Source organism: Streptomyces paromomycinus (genome assembly GCF_003865155.1).
In the GTDB taxonomy this organism is placed as follows: Bacteria; Actinomycetota; Actinomycetes; order Streptomycetales; family Streptomycetaceae; genus Streptomyces; species Streptomyces chrestomyceticus.
In genome coordinates, this window is sequence record NZ_BHZD01000001.1 from 2,071,076 (window position 1) to 2,086,744 (window position 15,669).

Annotated in this window: 16 protein-coding genes; 9 read left to right on the plus strand and 7 right to left on the minus strand. The window is 73.4% G+C overall.

What is annotated here, in order from left to right; genetic code table 11:
• Positions 1-16: 16 nt before the first annotated feature.
• Both OEIGOIKO_RS08300 and OEIGOIKO_RS08305 read right to left on the minus strand, forming a co-directional pair.
• Positions 17-907 (minus strand): DUF4097 family beta strand repeat-containing protein, encoded by an 891-nt coding sequence (locus tag OEIGOIKO_RS08300; protein ID WP_125053312.1) that lies wholly within the window; start codon positions 905-907, stop codon positions 17-19.
• A 116-nt stretch (positions 908-1,023) separates the two neighbouring features.
• A complete protein-coding gene (locus OEIGOIKO_RS08305) occupies positions 1,024-1,554 on the minus strand; it encodes a type II toxin-antitoxin system HicB family antitoxin (RefSeq protein ID WP_125053314.1) in 531 nt (176 codons plus the stop codon).
• A gap of 371 nt (positions 1,555-1,925) precedes the next feature.
• Here OEIGOIKO_RS08305 and OEIGOIKO_RS08310 point away from each other — a divergent pair, with 371 nt between their 5' ends.
• The 7 genes from OEIGOIKO_RS08310 to OEIGOIKO_RS08340 all read left to right on the plus strand — a co-directional run bounded on the left by OEIGOIKO_RS08310 (position 1,926) and on the right by OEIGOIKO_RS08340 (position 7,734).
• Positions 1,926-2,630 (plus strand): ABC transporter ATP-binding protein, encoded by a 705-nt coding sequence (locus OEIGOIKO_RS08310; RefSeq protein WP_125053316.1) that lies wholly within the window; start codon positions 1,926-1,928, stop codon positions 2,628-2,630.
• Complete coding sequence (locus OEIGOIKO_RS08315) at positions 2,627-4,366, plus strand: DUF6297 family protein (RefSeq protein WP_125053318.1); 1,740 nt, start codon at positions 2,627-2,629, stop codon at positions 4,364-4,366. The genes OEIGOIKO_RS08310 and OEIGOIKO_RS08315 overlap by 4 nt, the downstream gene beginning before the upstream one ends.
• Before the next feature lie 299 nt (positions 4,367-4,665).
• Positions 4,666-4,881 carry a hypothetical protein gene (locus tag OEIGOIKO_RS08320; protein WP_246177269.1) on the plus strand — a complete coding sequence of 72 codons (216 nt, stop codon included), beginning with the start codon at positions 4,666-4,668 and terminating at the stop codon, positions 4,879-4,881.
• Between the two features lie 116 nt (positions 4,882-4,997).
• The gene (locus tag OEIGOIKO_RS08325; protein ID WP_125053320.1) at positions 4,998-5,549 is read left to right on the plus strand and encodes a hypothetical protein; all 552 of its coding nucleotides are present in this window, start codon (positions 4,998-5,000) and stop codon (positions 5,547-5,549) included.
• Positions 5,550-5,595: 46 nt separating this feature from the next.
• Entirely contained in the window at positions 5,596-6,117 is a 522-nt protein-coding gene (locus tag OEIGOIKO_RS08330; RefSeq protein WP_246177270.1) for a GNAT family N-acetyltransferase, read from the plus strand.
• A gap of 129 nt (positions 6,118-6,246) precedes the next feature.
• Positions 6,247-7,302 carry a CopD family protein gene (locus OEIGOIKO_RS08335; protein WP_125053322.1) on the plus strand — a complete coding sequence of 352 codons (1,056 nt, stop codon included), beginning with the start codon at positions 6,247-6,249 and terminating at the stop codon, positions 7,300-7,302.
• 57 nt (positions 7,303-7,359) lie between these two features.
• Entirely contained in the window at positions 7,360-7,734 is a 375-nt protein-coding gene (locus OEIGOIKO_RS08340; RefSeq protein WP_125053324.1) for an MmcQ/YjbR family DNA-binding protein, read from the plus strand.
• A 97-nt stretch (positions 7,735-7,831) separates the two neighbouring features.
• Here the strand turns inward: OEIGOIKO_RS08340 and OEIGOIKO_RS08345 are convergent, their stop codons facing one another.
• Both OEIGOIKO_RS08345 and OEIGOIKO_RS08350 read right to left on the minus strand, forming a co-directional pair.
• Positions 7,832-9,580, minus strand: a complete 1,749-nt coding sequence (locus OEIGOIKO_RS08345) for an AMP-binding protein (protein WP_125053326.1) — start codon at positions 9,578-9,580, stop codon at positions 7,832-7,834.
• Positions 9,577-11,280, minus strand: a complete 1,704-nt coding sequence (locus tag OEIGOIKO_RS08350; RefSeq protein WP_218039984.1) for an AMP-binding protein — start codon at positions 11,278-11,280, stop codon at positions 9,577-9,579. Before OEIGOIKO_RS08350 ends, OEIGOIKO_RS08345 begins: the two co-directional genes overlap by 4 nt.
• Positions 11,281-11,445: 165 nt before the next feature.
• Between OEIGOIKO_RS08350 and OEIGOIKO_RS08355 the strand changes: the two genes are divergently transcribed.
• Entirely contained in the window at positions 11,446-12,330 is an 885-nt protein-coding gene (locus OEIGOIKO_RS08355; protein ID WP_125053328.1) for a response regulator transcription factor, read from the plus strand.
• Between the two features lie 85 nt (positions 12,331-12,415).
• Here the strand turns inward: OEIGOIKO_RS08355 and OEIGOIKO_RS08360 are convergent, their stop codons facing one another.
• Positions 12,416-12,811 carry a MerR family transcriptional regulator gene (locus tag OEIGOIKO_RS08360; RefSeq protein ID WP_125053330.1) on the minus strand — a complete coding sequence of 132 codons (396 nt, stop codon included), beginning with the start codon at positions 12,809-12,811 and terminating at the stop codon, positions 12,416-12,418.
• A 124-nt stretch (positions 12,812-12,935) separates the two neighbouring features.
• Here OEIGOIKO_RS08360 and OEIGOIKO_RS08365 point away from each other — a divergent pair, with 124 nt between their 5' ends.
• A complete protein-coding gene (locus tag OEIGOIKO_RS08365; protein ID WP_125053332.1) occupies positions 12,936-13,859 on the plus strand; it encodes an alpha/beta hydrolase in 924 nt (307 codons plus the stop codon).
• A gap of 100 nt (positions 13,860-13,959) precedes the next feature.
• Here OEIGOIKO_RS08365 and OEIGOIKO_RS08370 read toward each other — a convergent pair whose 3' ends face one another.
• On the minus strand, positions 13,960-14,307 hold the full coding sequence (locus OEIGOIKO_RS08370; protein WP_125053334.1) for a PRC-barrel domain-containing protein: 348 nt from the start codon (positions 14,305-14,307) through the stop codon (positions 13,960-13,962).
• 140 nt (positions 14,308-14,447) lie between these two features.
• Positions 14,448-15,659, minus strand: coding sequence for a GNAT family N-acetyltransferase (locus OEIGOIKO_RS08375; RefSeq protein ID WP_125053336.1), 1,212 nt, complete (start codon positions 15,657-15,659; stop codon positions 14,448-14,450).
• Between the last annotated feature and the right edge of the window lie 10 nt (positions 15,660-15,669).

A 15,669-nucleotide genomic window follows, 5' to 3' on the forward strand; every position in this document is an offset into this window, starting at 1 on the left:
TCGGGGATGCGCCCGGTCAGGCGCGGCGGACGACGACATCGCCGGTCGCGGTGCGGGCGTGCACCTCGACGGTCTCGTCGGATTCCGCGGGGCCGGCGGCGGAGCCGAGTTCGTTGCGTACCACGCCGTACTTGGTGTTCAGGTCGAGCCAGGCCGCGGTGCCCTCGTGGATGCCCACGACGAGGTCGCCGACGGAGGTGCGCAGGTCGATACGGCCGCGGACGACGTCGCCGACGCGGATGCCGCCGTTGGCGGAGGAGGCGTCGACCCCGGCCAGGGCGACGTCGATGTCGATGCGGCCGTTGGCGCACTTGGCGCCGACGCTGCCGCGCGCGGTGCCGACGGAGATGTCGCCGTTGGCCGCATTGGCCTTCAGGTCCCCGGCGGCCTCGGCGATCCTGGTCGCGCCGTTGCCGTTCTTGACGGTCGCCGTGCCGGTGACGGAGCCGACCTCGATCCGGCCCGCGCCGGTGATCTCGATGTCCCCGGCCGAGTGGTCCAGGCGGATGTCGCCGAGGTCGGTCTTGAGGTCGCCGCCGGTCACCTCGCCGATCTGGAGGTCGCCGAGCGAGGTCTTGAGCGTGACGTCCCCGAAGCGGCCTTCGCAGTGGAAGTGGCCCAGGCCCGTGGAGCCGCGGATCTCCGATCCCGCGGGCAGTTCGACGCTCACCTCGACCGTGCCCGGCTTGCCGAACAGGGACCGCTTCTTGGGTGTCTTGACCGAGAGGCGGCCGCCCGAGCAGGTGACCTGGGTCTGCTGCACGGCGCGTACGTCGTCGTCATCGGCTCCGTTGCGCGGCAGCACCTCGACGACCGTGTCGGTGCGCTTGCCCGCGGTGATGCGGGCGGAGCCGCAGTACAGCTCCAGGGTGGCGATGATCGGTCCGGGGGTCTCGAACTCAGGCATGGTGGTCCCGTCCTCTTGGCGTGGGTGGTTGTTCCCGCCGGTGAGGCGGGTGCTGAGCGGGGTCGGCGGGTCGGTGGTCCGCCGGTGGATGTGGGGTGGGGCCTCGGTGGGCGGCTCTAGCGGGCCCAGCCGGTGAGCCCCTGACTGCCCGGGTCCGGGGCGCGGTCCGGCGGGCCGGCGCGCTCCCCGCCGTCGAGGGCGGTGGACACGGCCCGTACCAGCCAGGCGTTGACCGACAGGCCCTCCACGGTCGCGGCGCCCTCGGCGCGGGCCTTGAGCTGGGCGGGGAGACGGAAGTTGATCCGCGCCACGGTGCCGTCGTCGGTGTCCGCGGGCGGCGGTGGCGGTATCGCCGCGCCGGATGCCGTGACCGGCTCCCGCGCCTCCCGGAACGGTTCGGGGGCGGGCGGCGCCGTCACCACGAACTCCGGGTCGACCCCGCGCAGCCGTACGTCGACCGAGCCCGGCGCCAGTTCTCGCGTGACCTCGCCCATGGCGGCGGACAGCGCGTCGAGCAGGGTCAGGCGGGCGGCGGATTCCAAGGGCGCGGCGAGCCGCTCGGCGAGGGCGCGGGCGTCCTCGCCGCCGGTTTCCGCGGCGACTGCCAGCTCCTGTCGGAGGGTGTCGACGTAGGGCGTCAGGTCCATGGCGTCATCATGGCACATCGATGGCGCCATCGCGAGCCAGATTGGCGTTTTCCCTTTCGGCACGGCACTGACCAGCAGCTTTACCGCTGAATCCGCGCGCCATGGCGTCGCACTGACCGCAGAACGGCTCGCGACAGTGCCGCAATGACGCCAGTGCGACACCACTTCGGCGGAGGAGGTCCACCCCGTCGCATCACCGTCACTGCACCACCGGAACGCCGTTATGGCGCCATGGCGCCACCAACTGACGCCACCGCTCCACCGGCCGGACGCTGCCGGGCCTGCCGCGCACCCGGGCGGGCGCCCGGCGGCGGCCCGGACCCGGGCTCTAAGGTCGGGTACGCCCCATCCTGCCGACGGAAAGCACCCCCATGAAGGCCAGGACCAGCGCGAACGCGCTGCTGCAACTGCGCGGCGTCAGCCGTCGCTACGGCGACCGGCAGGCACTGCGCCCGATCGACCTCGACCTGGCCGCCGGCAGCTGCACGGCCCTGTTCGGCCACAACGGGTCCGGCAAGTCGACCCTGCTGCGCATCGCGTGCGGCCGGGACGCGCCGACCACCGGCACGGCCCGTTTCGCGGGCCGCAAGGTCAGCGAGGACGACCCGGAGGTACGGGCGCGGGTCGCGGTGGTCGGCGACAGCGTCGCCTGCTACCCGGATCTGACCGTCCGCGAGCACTTGGAACTCGTCACCGTGGCGCACGCCGTGGACGACGCCCAGGGATGGATCGACCAGGTGCTCGCCGACCGCCGGCTGGCCGGTCACGCCCATGCGCTGCCGGGTTCGCTCTCCTCCGGCCAGTTGCAGTCACTGCTGCTGGCCGCCGCGCTGGTACGGCCGCGCGACCTGCTCGTCCTCGACGAGCCCGAGCAGCGGCTGGACCCCGACGCCCGCGCGCGCCTGGCCGCCCTGCTGGTCGCCGAGAAGGCGGACGGCGTGGCCGTCCTGCTCGCCACGCACCAGGCGGAGCTGGCCCTGGAGGTCGCCGACCGCATGGTCGCGCTGGAGGACGGCGAGGTCGTCGAAGAAGGCCGCCCGGCCGAGGTGCTGGAGAAGCTGGGCGTCCGCTCATGACCGCACGTGACACGGGACACGCCACGGAAACGGACGCGCGGGCGGTGGCGGAGCAGGCCGAGGAACAGGTCGAGAGGCAGCCCGAGGAACCGGCCGTCTGGAACGAGGCCGACGACGACCGCACCGCCGAGACCCTGCACTGGCTGCGTGCCAAGCGCCGCGCCCACCACCGGCAGCGCCGCCGCGACCGGGCCGTCCTCGTCTACTGCGTCGTCCTCGCGGCCCTGGGGTACGGCAGCGGCTATGCCGTCCGCTTCCTGCGCGAACTGAAACTCGGCGCGGACCACGGCAGCCTCGGCGCCGACCTCCAGCGCGCTCTGCCCGCCGCCTTCGTCGCCGTCACCCTCGGGCTGGCCGTCCTCGCCGCGCGCGACGCGCTGTGGCGCGGGCCGGTCGTGGTGTCCGGGCCTTCCGTCGGCTGGCTCCTCGCCCAGCCCGTACGGCGCGGAGCGGTGCTGCGCCCCAGCTTCCGGCTCTCCGCCGGACTGGCCGTGGGCGCGGGGCTGCTGGTGGCGGTGGCCGCCGCCGTGGTCCTCCAGGTCACCGGTCAGACGTCCTTCGGCGGCGGGCTCCTGGCCCTGCTCCCGGCAGCGGTCTGTCTGCCACTGCTGGCCGTCTCACTCGGCATGGCGGTGGAGCGCAGGCCGCACCTTGCGCCGTATGTACGGCGTGCGACCGCGCCGGCCGCCCTGCTGCTGGCTCTCGGCGCGGGCCAGGCCGCCCTGGCCGGCGCCGGCCACCGCTGGGCGCCCCTGGAACTGGCCGAGCTGTGGTCCGGCCCGTGGGGCTGGGCGGCGCAGCCGGTCGTGTCCGTGACGGGCGGACCGGCGCCCGGGTGGCCGGCCGCGACCGTCCTCCTCGTGGCCGTCACCGCCGCGGTCGTCCTGTACGCGCACCGGGACGCCGCGCACATACCCAACGCCCAGCTGCGCAGCCGCGCGGCGACGGCCACGGCCGTCACGTCCGGGGTGTTCGCCCTGGAACTGCGGGCCGCGAAACTGGCTGTCCTGGAGGCCGGCGGCGACGAACCGAAGCGCCGGTTCCGCCTGCGGGCACCGCGGAACCGGCACCTGGTCGTCGTCTGGCGCGATCTGCTGGCCCTGCTGCGCGCGCCCGGAAGGCTGGGCCGCGCCGTCGCCTGGACGGCCGCTGCCGCCGCGGCGGCGGGACTCGGCGCGGCGACGGCGGGCGAGAAGCGGGTCCTCGGCCTGGCCGTGGGGCTGCTGTGCGGATACGCGGCGGTCGGTGCCCTCGCCGAACCGGCCCGCCTGGAGACCGACAACGTACGGCGGGCGGCCTGGTCGCCGTTCCGGCTGCGGACGCTGATGCTGCATCACACGCTCGTGCCCGCGGTGCTCGGCGCGCTGCTGGGGCTGCTCGCGGCGGTGCCGTACGCGCTGGCCGGCGCGGCGTGGACGCTCCTGCTCATGCCGCTGTGCGCGCTGCCGTTCGCGGCGGCGGCGGTCTTCGGCGCGTGCCGCGGACCGGCCCGTACCGACCTGCTGTTCGTCGGTGGCGCCACGCCGATGGGCGGCCCGGGACCGTTCGTGTTCGCCGCGTGGTACGCCGCCGGCCCGCTGGTGTCGGTCACCGGCCTCGTCCTCGCACTGAACACGGCCCTCGGCCACGGCCTCGACGCCCGGTCCGTGTCCTCCGTGGCCGTCGTGGCGGCACTGCTCACGGCCGGCCTGCTGTTCTTCGTGACGCGCTCGGCGGACCGCCTCGTCAAACACTGATTTGCCGCTGACAAAGCTGACGGGGGCGGTAAAGTCGCGTACGTGAGCAACCACCGCGCGACCGGGCCCACGGGATTCAAGTAGCCCGCCAGGAAATACCTGGCGGTCGCTACCGACGGAGTCCCGTGGCACGCACCGCGCATCATGTTCCCCCTTCTCGCAGCCGGAATGCGGATGCCGGCCCGCCGAGTGGCCCTTGGCGTTCCGTGGTCGTCCGCGATCTCAGGTACTGCGCCCGCAGCTCGGCCGAAGCGGCGCGCGAATCCAGGAGGCCACGGCCGCGTACCGTCCGCCGCCAGGTGGCTTTCCGCTCCTTCCCCCGGCACCAGCGGGACCGTTCCGTGGCCCGCTGGTCCGCCGTGGAGGAACGCCGGGCGCGCCAGCGCCTGCGGGCCCGGATCGGAATTCTGCTGCGGCGGGTGCATTCCGCCGACGAGGACAGCATGCTCGACCTCGCGGAGACAGTGGATGTGCCGCCGGCGCGTCATCGGCGGAATTCCCTCTGGCTTGCCTGAGGGAATTCCGCAGCGGCGCCGGGCCCTCGGTCGGCACCGCCTCCGGCCCCATGCCCGGACGGTCTTCGCCGCTACGCTGACCGGGGCAGTCGACAGTGCGCAGAACCGGGGGACACATGAACCGACCACTGCTGTTCCTCGACGTGGACGGGCCGCTCAACCCGTATGCGGCCAAGCCGCAGCGGCGTCCCGACGGCTACACCACGCTCAGGGTGCCCCGCGACGACGTCCACGAGGGGGACCCGGGCCTCGCGTCCCGGCGGCGCCCCCTGCGGGTCTGGCTCAACCCGGAGCACGGGCGATTCCTGCTCCGGCTCGGTTTTCAGCTGTGCTGGGCCACCACATGGATGGACCAGGCCAATCGGTGGATAGCACCGGTGCTCGGCCTTCCGGAACTGCCCTTCGTCGACTTCGGCGACGTCTTGCTCCAGGAGCGTCCGGACGGCGTCCACTGGAAGACCGGCCCGCTGGTGAACTACGCCGACAGCCGCCCTTTCGCCTGGGTGGACGACGAACAGAGCGAGCTGGACCAGACATATGTGACCGCGCACCACCGAGGTCCAGGACTGCTGCACCACGTCAACCCCCGGGTCGGTCTGCGGGAGGACGACTTCCGCACGCTCGCCGACTTCGCCCGGTCCGTGGGCGCTCCACGGGCCACCGGCTGAGCGAAAATCGGCTGCCGTGCGCCGGGGCACCTGCGACGGTACGTCCATGAACGTCATGGAGACCTGTCCCGTCGTCCGCCCGGCCGTGCCCGACGACCTTCCCCTGCTGCGTGACATCGAGCGGGCGGCCGGGGAGGCGTTCCGTGCTGTGGGTATGGAGCCAATCGCTGACGACGAGCCGCCGTCGCTGCCGGAGTTGGCGCGCTACCAGGAGGCGGGGCGGGCGTTGGTCGTCTGCACCGCACCGGGCGGCGCGCCGCTCGCGTACCTGCTGTGGGAGCCGGTCGACGGCTGCGCGCACATCGAGCAGGTGTCCGTCCATCCGGACAGCGCGCGCCGCGGGCTCGGCCAGGCGCTCATCGAGCGCGCTTGGCGGGACAGCAGACTGCCGTCGGTCACCCTGACCACCTTCGCGGACGTGCCGTGGAACGCCCCGTACTACGCCCGGCTCGGCTTCCGTGTCCTGGACGAGGCCGGCCTCACGCAGGGCCTGCGCGCGATCCGTCGCCGGGAGGCGGAGCTGGGGCTGGACCGGTGGGAGCGGGTCTGCATGCGGCGGGACGGCTGACGCGGGCGGGGTCGACCGACGCGAGCAGGGGATGGCTGACGCGGGCGGCCGGGGGCCGGTGGCCTGGTTGTGTGACCCGCGGGTGCGCCCCGGTTGCCCGGCACTTCGCCCCACGGGGACCATCGCGGGATGAATCCACGTCAACCGGTCTCACCGCCCACCCCCAAGCCCCTCGCGACGAGCGGCGACGACGGCGGCGATGCCTCCAGCACGGGCAGGGCGGACAAAACGACCGCGCGCCTCTCCCCCGCCCGACGGGTCTGTGCCGTCGCCGCGGCGGGTTGCGTCGCCGTCCTCGTGCCGCTGCTCGGTACGGGGCTCGTGGTCGACGAGTCGTACGAGATCCGATTACCCGGGGACGGGGCCACCGCGCTGCTGCGGGCGCTGCTGCTGGCGGCGCTGTGCGTGCAGGTCGGCGAGCTGGCCGGGGTGCGGCTCGCGCGGGGCGTGCGGGGCGCGTCGGCCGGGTTGCCGCGGGGCTGGTCGAAGCGGGCCGCGTGGGTGGGAGTGGCGGCGGCCGTGGGGCAGTTGCTGCTGGTCGCGGGGAGCGGGTCGCCGCTGGCGGGGCTGTCGGGGCCGGCGCTGGTCGACGCGTACGCCACCCGGACCGGTCTGCTGGCCCTCCTGGAGGCCAACGCGTTGCTGCTCGCCGCCCTGTGCGCGGCTTCCCGCCGCCCGGGGTGGGCCGGTGTTCCGCTCGCCGCCGTCGTCTTCGGCGAGGCACTGCGGGCCCACCCCGAGACGGACACGCCGGAGGTCGGCGTCGCGCTCACCCTCGTCCATCTGACGTCGACCGCGCTCTGGGCGGGTGGCCTGCTGTACGTACTGCGGACTCGGTGGTGCTGGCGGCAGGAGACGGCAGCGGGGCGGGAGTTGCTGCTGCGGTACGCCCGGCCGGCGGCGCTGCTGTTCGCCGCGATCGCGGTCACCGGCGTGTGCAGCACACTGCGCCGGCTGCCGCTCGCGGAGACGTTCAGCACGGCGTACGGGCGTGTCCTGCTGGTCAAGCTGGTGCTGGTGCTGGTCGTGAGCGGGCTGGCGCTGGCCGCCCGCAGGCGGTTGCGGCGGGAGGCGGCGCTGCCGGGGGCGGCGGCCGGACCGGCCCGTGCGGAGGTGGCGGCGCTGGCCGCGGTGGTGCTGGTTTCCGCCGTTCTGACCGCCGTACCGCTGCCGCCCGCGCCGTGAGGCCCGTGTCAGCGGTACGCCGGCACCGCCGCGGCCCTCGCGCGCGATAATGGCCGGATGTTCGATGCGAAGCGGCTGCGGGCCGTCTGCCTGGGCTTCAACGGGGCGGTCGAGGAGTTTCCGTTCCCCGGGCACCAGGAGGTGTGCACGTTCAAGGTCGGCGGGAAGATCTTCGCGTTGAGCAGCCTGGACGCCGGGCCGCTGAGTGTGAGTCTGAAGTGCGACCCTGATCTGGCGGAGCGGCTGCGGGCCGCGCACCCCGAGATCGTGCCGGGCTACCACCTCAACAAGCGGCACTGGAACACCGTCTCGCTGACGGGGGCGCTGGACGACCGGCTGGTGCTGGACATGATCGAGGATTCGTACGACCTGATCGTCGCGCGGCTGCCGCGTGCGCAGCAGCTCGTGCTGGACTGGCCGGGCCACGCCTGATCCCAGGGCGCGCGGCCCGGCCGTGCCTGCCGTTACGTCTGGTCCTTACGTCTGACCGTTACGTCTGGCCGTTACGTCTGGCCGTGCTGCCGGACCGTCACGTCTGCGCCGCTTCGACGGGACCGGACGGTTCCGGAGCGGCGGCCGGACCGGCCGCGGCCTCCGTCTCCTGCGTCAGCCGCGCCGCCAGCCGCTGCCGCAGCTCGATCTTCCTGACCTTGCCGCTGACCGTCATCGGGAAGGCGTCGAGGACGTGGACGTACCGTGGCACCTTGTAGTGCGCCAGGCGCGAGCGGCAGAAGCGGGCCAGCTCGTCGCGGGTGAGTCCGTCCGCGGTGTCGCGCAGGATGACGCAGGCGGCGATCTCCTCGCCGTACTTGGCGTCCGGGACACCGACCACCTGGACGTCCGCGATCTTGGGGTGGGTGTAGAGGAACTCCTCGATCTCGCGCGGGTAGACGTTCTCACCACCCCGGATGATCATGTCCTTGATGCGGCCGACGATCCGCAGGTAGCCGTCGTCGTTCATCACCGCGAGGTCGCCGGTGTGCATCCAGCGCTCCGCGTCGATCGCCTCGTCGGTGCGCTCCGGCTCCTCCCAGTAGCCCAGCATCACGCTGTAGCCGCGGGTGCACAGCTCGCCCGGCTCGCCGCGCCGTACCGTCGCGCCGGTCACCGGGTCCACCACCTTGACCTCGATGTGCGGCAGGACGCGGCCGACCGTGCCGGTGCGGTGCGCCAGGTCGTCGTCGCGCCGGGTCTGGGTGGAGACCGGTGAGGTCTCGGTCATGCCGTAGCAGATGGAGACCTCGCCCATGTGCATCTCGGAGACGACCCGCCGCATCACCTCCTCGGGGCAGGGCGAGCCCGCCATGATGCCGGTGCGCAGCGACGACAGGTCGTACGAGGCGAAGTCCGGATGGTCCAGTTCGGCGATGAACATCGTCGGTACGCCGTACAGGGAGGTGCAGCGCTCCTCCTGGACGGCCCGCAGGGTGTCCGCCGCGTCGAAGGCGGGGGCCGGGATGACGATGCAGGCGCCGTGCGAGGTGGCGCCGAGGTTGCCCATGACCATGCCGAAGCAGTGGTAGAAGGGCACCGGCAGACAGACCCGGTCGTGCTCGGTGTAGCCGACCGTCTCGCCCACCCAGAAGCCGTTGTTGAGGATGTTGTGGTGGGAGAGGGTGGCGCCCTTGGGGAAGCCGGTGGTGCCGGAGGTGTACTGGATGTTGACCGGGTCGTGCGGCGACAGCTCCGTCGCGCAGGCGGCGAGCTTCTCCCGCGGCACCCCGGCGCCGGCCGCCAGCAGGCCGTCCCAGGTCGGGTCGTCGATGTAGACCACGTCGCGCAGGGCCTGGCTCTCGGCCCGTACCTGCTCGATCATCCGCCGGTAGTCGCTGCTCCTGTGCGCGACGGCGGAGACCAGCACGCTCATCCCGGCCTGCTTGAGCACATACGCCAATTCGTGCACACGGTAGGCGGGATTGATGTTGACCATGATGGCGCCGATGCGGGCGGTGGCGTACTGCACCAGCACCCACTCGGGGCAGTTGGGCGCCCAGATGCCGACCCGGTCGCCCTTGCGGACGCCCTTGGCGAGCAGGCCGAGCGCGACCTCGTCCACCGCGCGTCCCAGCTCCGTGTAGGTCCAGCGGCGCCCGCCCGCCACGTCCACCAGCGCCTCGCGGTCGCCGAACCGGCCGATCGCGCGGTCCAGGTCGGCGCCGATGGTCCGGTCGAGCAGCGGCCGGCCGGTCTCCCCCCGTGTGTACGCCTCCCGGCGCTGCTCCGCGCCGCTCTCCCGCGGTCCCGGCGGGTGGCTCGGCGGCCTGCTCATGTCGGTCATCGGTGGTCTTCCTCTCGGTACTCGGCGGCGCCGCCGCCCTCTTCGGCGGTGCGCTCGCGCAGCTCCACACGGCGGATCTTGCCGGAGACCGTCTTGGGCAGGTCGGCGAACTCCAGCCGCCGCACCCGCTTGTACGGGGCGAGCACCGCGCGGGAGTGCGCGAAGAGCTCCGCCGCGGTCTCCGGGCCAGGCTCCCAGCCGGCCGCCAGCACCACGTACGCCTTGGGTACGGCCAGCCGTACGGGGTCCGGCGCGGGCACCACGGCGGCCTCGGCGACCGCTTCGTGCTCCAGCAGTGCGCTCTCCAGCTCGAAGGGTGAGATCTTGTAGTCGGATGCTTTGAAGACGTCGTCCCGGCGCCCGATGTACGTGACATAGCCGTCGGCGTCCCGCGAGCCGATGTCACCGGTGCGGTAGTAGCCGTCGGCCATCGCCTCTGCGGTGCGCTCCGGGTCGCCGTGGTAGCCGGTGGTCAGGCCCACCGGCCGGGCCGACAGGTCGAGGGCGATCTCGCCCTCGTCGGCGGGCTCGCCGGTGACCGGGTCCAGCAGGACGACCTCGAAGCCGGGGGTGGGGCGGCCCATGGAGCCCGGTTTGAGGGGCTGGCCCGGGGTGTTGGCCACCTGGACGGCGGTCTCGGTCTGCCCGAAGCCGTCGCGGATGGTGACGCCCCACGCCTCCCGTACCCGTTCGATGATCTCCGGGTTGAGCGGTTCGCCGGCCGCGACGATCTCGCGCGGCGGGTTCTTCAGGGCCGTCAGGTCGGCCTGGATGAGCATCCGCCAGACGGTGGGCGGGGCGCAGAAGCTGGTGACGCCGGCCCGGTCCATCTCGGCCGTCAGCCGGGCCGCGTCGAAGCGGGTGTAGTTGTGGATGAAGACGGTGGCCTCGGCGTTCCAGGGGGCGAAGAGATTGGACCAGGCGTGCTTGGCCCAACCGGGTGAGGAGATGTTCAGGTGGACGTCGCCGGGTTTCAGGCCGATCCAGTACATCGTCGCCAAGTGGCCGACGGGGTAGGAGGTGTGGGTGTGCTCGACGAGCTTGGGGCGGGCCGTGGTGCCGGAGGTGAAGTAGAGCATCAGGGGGTCGTCGGCCCGGGTGGGGCCGGCGGGCTCGTACGTCTCGGGGGCGGTGTACGCGTCCTCGTAGGCGAGCCAGCCCGCGGCGGCCGTCGCGGCGTCCCCGCCGACCGCGATCCGGGTGTACTCGCCGGGCACGCCGGCGAACTTGCCGGTGTCCGCGGCCCGTACGAGCACGTGCCGGGCCCGGCCCCGCTCGACGCGGTCGGCCAGGTCGAGCGGGCCGAGCAGCGGGGTGGCGGGGATGACGACGGCCCGCAGCTTCATCGCCGCGAGGGCGGTCTCCCACAGCTCGGCCTGGTTGCCGAGCATGACCACGATCCGGTCGCCGGCCCGCACGCCCTGTGCGGCCAGCCAGTTGGCGGCCCGGTCCGAGACGCGGCGCAGTTCGTCGAAGGTGCGGCGGGTGTGGGTGCCGTCCTCCTCGACGATGTGCAGGGCGGTGCGGCCGTTGCCGTCGGCGATGCGGTCGAACCAGTCCAGCGCCCAGTTGAAGTACGCGGGGCGGGGCCAGGTGAAGCCCGCGCGGGCGGCGGCGTAGTCCTCGCGGTGGCGGAGGAGGAAGTCGCGCGCCGCGCGGAACTCGGCGGTCGGGTCCGAAGCCGTCGCCGCTCCCGTCACTTCCGTAACCCCCTTAACACCACCCATACCGTCCGTACCACCCGTCGCACCTGTCGTATCCGTGTCCGCCATGTGTCCTCCTCATTGCCGCACCGCCTACCGCCATCGTGTAATCAGTGACGCAGGTCTCACCACCCCCGAACGGGGGGAAGCGGAGGTTTCGGCGTGCGGGTCGAATCGGAGTGCGGCGGGTCCGCCGACGTACGGGCGGCGCTGTCGCGGCTGCGGCGGACGAGCGGGCTGCCGGTGGCGTTCGGCGGACTGCGGTACGGCACCGGCCGCTACCGCATCAGCGAGCTGACCGGCGCCAGAACCGCCGCGCTGCACGGCCTGGCCGTCCGGCACGGCAACGGCCTGGGCGGCAAGGCGGCCGAGCTCACCCGCCCCTTCGCGGTGACCGACTACCACGCGTCCGCCGTCATCAGCCACGAGTACGACGCCGCCGTGGCGGCCGAGGGCCTGTGTTCCGTGCTCGCGGTGCCGGTCGTCGTACGGCGGCGGGTGCGCGGGGTGCTGTACGGGGCGCTGCGCCATCCCGTACAGCTCGGTGACCGCCCGCTGTCCGCCGCGATGGAGGCGGCCCGCGAACTGGAGCAGGCCCTGCTGCTCCAGGACGAGGCGCAGCGGCTGCTGTCGGTCGCCCGGCAGCCCGCGGCCGCCGACCCGGCGGCCTGGGAGGAGGTCCGGGAGGCGCACGGCGACCTGCGGGCCCTGGCGCAGCGCGTCGCCGACCCGGTACTGCGGCACGAGCTGCTGGCGGCGTGCGGACGGCTGGCGGCGGCGTCCGCTCCCGGGCGCGGCCGTACGGAGGACGGCCACCGCCGAACGGAGGGCGGGCCCGGCCGGCCGGACGGCCCGGTGCTGGCGCCGCGCGAGGTGGACGTCCTGGCGTGCGTGGCCTCCGGCGCGACCAACGCGGCGACAGCGGAACGGCTGGGCCTGCGCCCGGAGACGGTCAAGAGCTACCTGCGGTCCGCCATGCGCAAGCTGGGGGTGCACTCGCGGCTCCAGGCGGTGGTGGCGGCGCGGCGGGCGGGGCTGCTGCCGTGAGCCGGGCGGGGCTGCTGCCGTGAGTCCGGCGGGGCCGCCGTGAGCCGGGCGGGACTGTCGCCGCAGGCCGGGCGGGGTGGGCCGTTCAGTCCCGGCCCTGCGCGGCCACCGCCCGGCGGGCCCGCATGCCCCGTACCGTCTCCAGATAGCCGGCGATCGCTTCCCGGTTGCGGGTCAGACAGTCGATGCGCCGGCTCAGCTGCTCGTGTTCATGTTCCAGAACGTCCGTCATCTCCGGTGTCAGATCGTCGAAGTGGATGCTCCGGAGGCCGCCCAGGCAGGGCAGGATCTGCCGGATGATCCGGGTCGGCAGTCCGGCGTCGAGCAGTCCCTTGATCTGCAGCACGCGGCCCACATGCGCTTCCTCGTACGCACGGTAGCCGTTGCCGGACCGTCCGGGCGTGAGCAGCCGCTGTTCCTCGTAGTAGCGCAGCAGACGCCGGGAAATACCGGTGCGCTCTGCCAACTCTCCGATCCTCATGCGCTTGAGCGTACGGCTCCGCTTCCGGCCCCTCCGCTTGACCTTCACATCAGTGTGAAGGTCAGAGACTCGCGGGGCGGCCGGAACGCGGCCGCGGTACGTCCGCGCAAGAGGAGCACCAGACATGGTCACGATCGATGTCCCCGCCTTCTACCGGGAATGGGCGGCTCGCAGTGGCGGCGTCATCGACGCCGCCGCCGGGCAGGGGCCCGACGGCCTGGAAGACGCCCGGCTCGCCTACCGGCAGTTCTTCCAGGACTGCTTTCCGGCGCCGGACGGAGTGACGTTCATCCCGGTGGACGCCGACGGGGTGGCCGCCGAGTCGGCGGTCCCCGCGGACGCCGTCCCCGGCAGGCATCTGGTCTACCTGCACGGCGGTGCCTATCTCGTCGGCGATCCGCAGGGCTACCGTGGCCTGACCGGCGGTCTCGCCCGGCGGCTGCGCGCCCGCGTCCTGGTGCCGGACTACCGGCTCGCTCCCGAGGCGGTCTTCCCCGCCGCCGTCGACGACGCCGTAACGGCCTACCGCTGGCTGCTGACGCAGGGTGCCGCGCCCGAGAACGTGGTGTTCGCCGGCGACTCGGCCGGCGGCGCCATGGCGGTCAGTGTCCTGGTCGCGGCCCGCGACCAGGGGCTTCCCCGCCCGGCCGCCTCGATCGCCGTCTCGCCCTGGGCGAACCTCGAACATACGGGGGCGACGCTGCGCACCCTCGACGGCGTCGATCCGTCCGTCAGCCGTGCGGGGCTGCGCCGTGCCGCGGACGCCTTCCTGGGCGGCGCCCCGCGAAACAGTCCGCTGGCCTCCCCCGTCTTCGCCGACACCCGCGGGCTGCCGCCGGTCCTGATCCAGGTCGGCGGGCACGAGGTCATGCTCAGCGACGCCGTCCGGCTGGCCGCCAAGCTGGCCGAGGACGCGGTGCCCGTCCGGCTGGACGTCGCACCGCGGATGGGACACGTGTGGCATCTGCTCGCCGGTCACCTGCCCGCCGCCGACCAGGCCGTCGCGGACGCCGTCGCCTTCGCCGAGGCCCATCTGCCCGCCGCTTGAGCGCGCCTCGGTACGGCAAGGGCGGGGTTACGGCACAGCACGGCCGAGGACCGGGCCCGGAGGCCCCGTCCTCGGCCGACGGCAGGTCAGGCCGGGCCGGTCACTTGTGGTGCGGCTCGTAGTACGAGCCGAGTTGCTGGTGGTAGTCCGGGTTGCCGAGGTGCTTCTCCTTGTCGAACTCCGGGGAGTTCTTGATCTCTTCCTTGGTGCGGGAGACATGGATCTTGCGCTCGGTGGTGTCCACGGACGCGATGACGCCGGCCGGCAGCAGGACGTGCTTGCCGAAGATCCAGACTCCGGTGTCGACCACGATCCAGGCGGAGCCCACTTCGTCGGAGTGCTTGTCGACCTTGCCGATGCTGCCGTCCGTGGCCTCGACCTTGTAACCCGCGAGGTCCGTGCCGGCGGTGTGGCCGGCGCCGGCCGGGTAGCCCCAGATGTCGGTCATGGAACGCTCCTTCGCACGATCGGGACTCGGAACACGGCGCCGGGTGCCCGGCCGCACCGCACCCAAACGGCGGGGGCGGTACGGCGCGCCGCTTCCGGCCACCGGGACCGCACCCAGCGGTCCCCGGCCGTTCCCGATCCTCAGGAGCCTTCACCGGCGAACGGCAGGTACTCCGTCTCCAGCGCGGCGTCCAGCAGCCGGGCCGCGCCGGGCGTGCGTTCCTCGACCAGGCCGGCGTGGACCGACCGGCGCAGCCGGACACCGCCGAGATAGCAGGCCGACAGGTCCCGTACGTCCAGGGCCAGGTCGGCCCGGTCGCCGGTGGGTGCGTAGGCGGCGCCGGACGGATCGGCGGTCAGCCGGAAGCGGCCGGCGTTGGCGGGCAGGGCGGCGTCGCGCACTTCCAGTACGAGGTCGACGGGTGCGGCCCAGGAGCGGGCGGTCAGGGCCCGTGCCACGTCCACCAGCCGGAGCCACATCGCGGGCCACTGGCCGGTGACGCGCACCTGGTCCCGGTCGGCGGCGAAGAGCAGCAGCGGGTCGTCGGGGGCAACCGCCCAGGCCTGTACCTTGCGCGTCAGGTCGATGGAGGCGAGGTAGGACCAGAGGGCGGCGGCGGCCGGCGCGTCGTCGGCCTCCAGTTCCTCGACGGTGACGGTGCCCTTCTCCCCCACCCGGTAGACGGCGTATCCGGCGGCGGGTGCGTCCTTGTCGCCGAGGACGACGACGCGCGCCGGTCCGTCCTTCGCGTCGTCCCCGTCCTCGTCGCCGGGGCGCAGCGCGCGCCGCCACCACGCCTCGTCGCGGGAGAGCCGCCCGCCGCGCCGCGCCCGGCCCGCCTCGTACAGCGGCGCGAGTACGGCGACGGCGTCCGCCGGGGCGAGCAGCCGCAGCGGACGCCGGTCGGGCGTGATGCGCAGGTCCAGGGGCCGGGTGGTGTTGATCTCGACGTGGTACGCCTCGGTGGCGGGACCGAAGCCGAAGCGGCCGTAAATCGCTTCCTCCGACGCCCACAGGCAGGCCAGCGGCCGGTTGTCGGCGGCGCAGCGGCGCCAGAGTTCGCCCATCATGCCGGTCAGCACGCCGCGCCGCCGGTGGGTGGGCGCGACCGAGACGAAGTCCAGTTCTACGGCGGGGAGTTCGCCGCCCGGCACGGAGAGGCCCAGGCGGTGCGCCGCGGCGAAGCCGACGATCTCCTCGTCGTCGTACGCGCCCACCCGCTCGGCGTTCAGCAGCAGTTCGCGCCGGCGCTTGCGGGTGGCGTCGCCGGCCGTCACGTGGAACGCGAGGTGTGCGAGGTCGAGTGCCCGGTCGACGTGGGCTTCGGGGACGTCCCGGATGTCCGTGGTCACCTGAGGGACG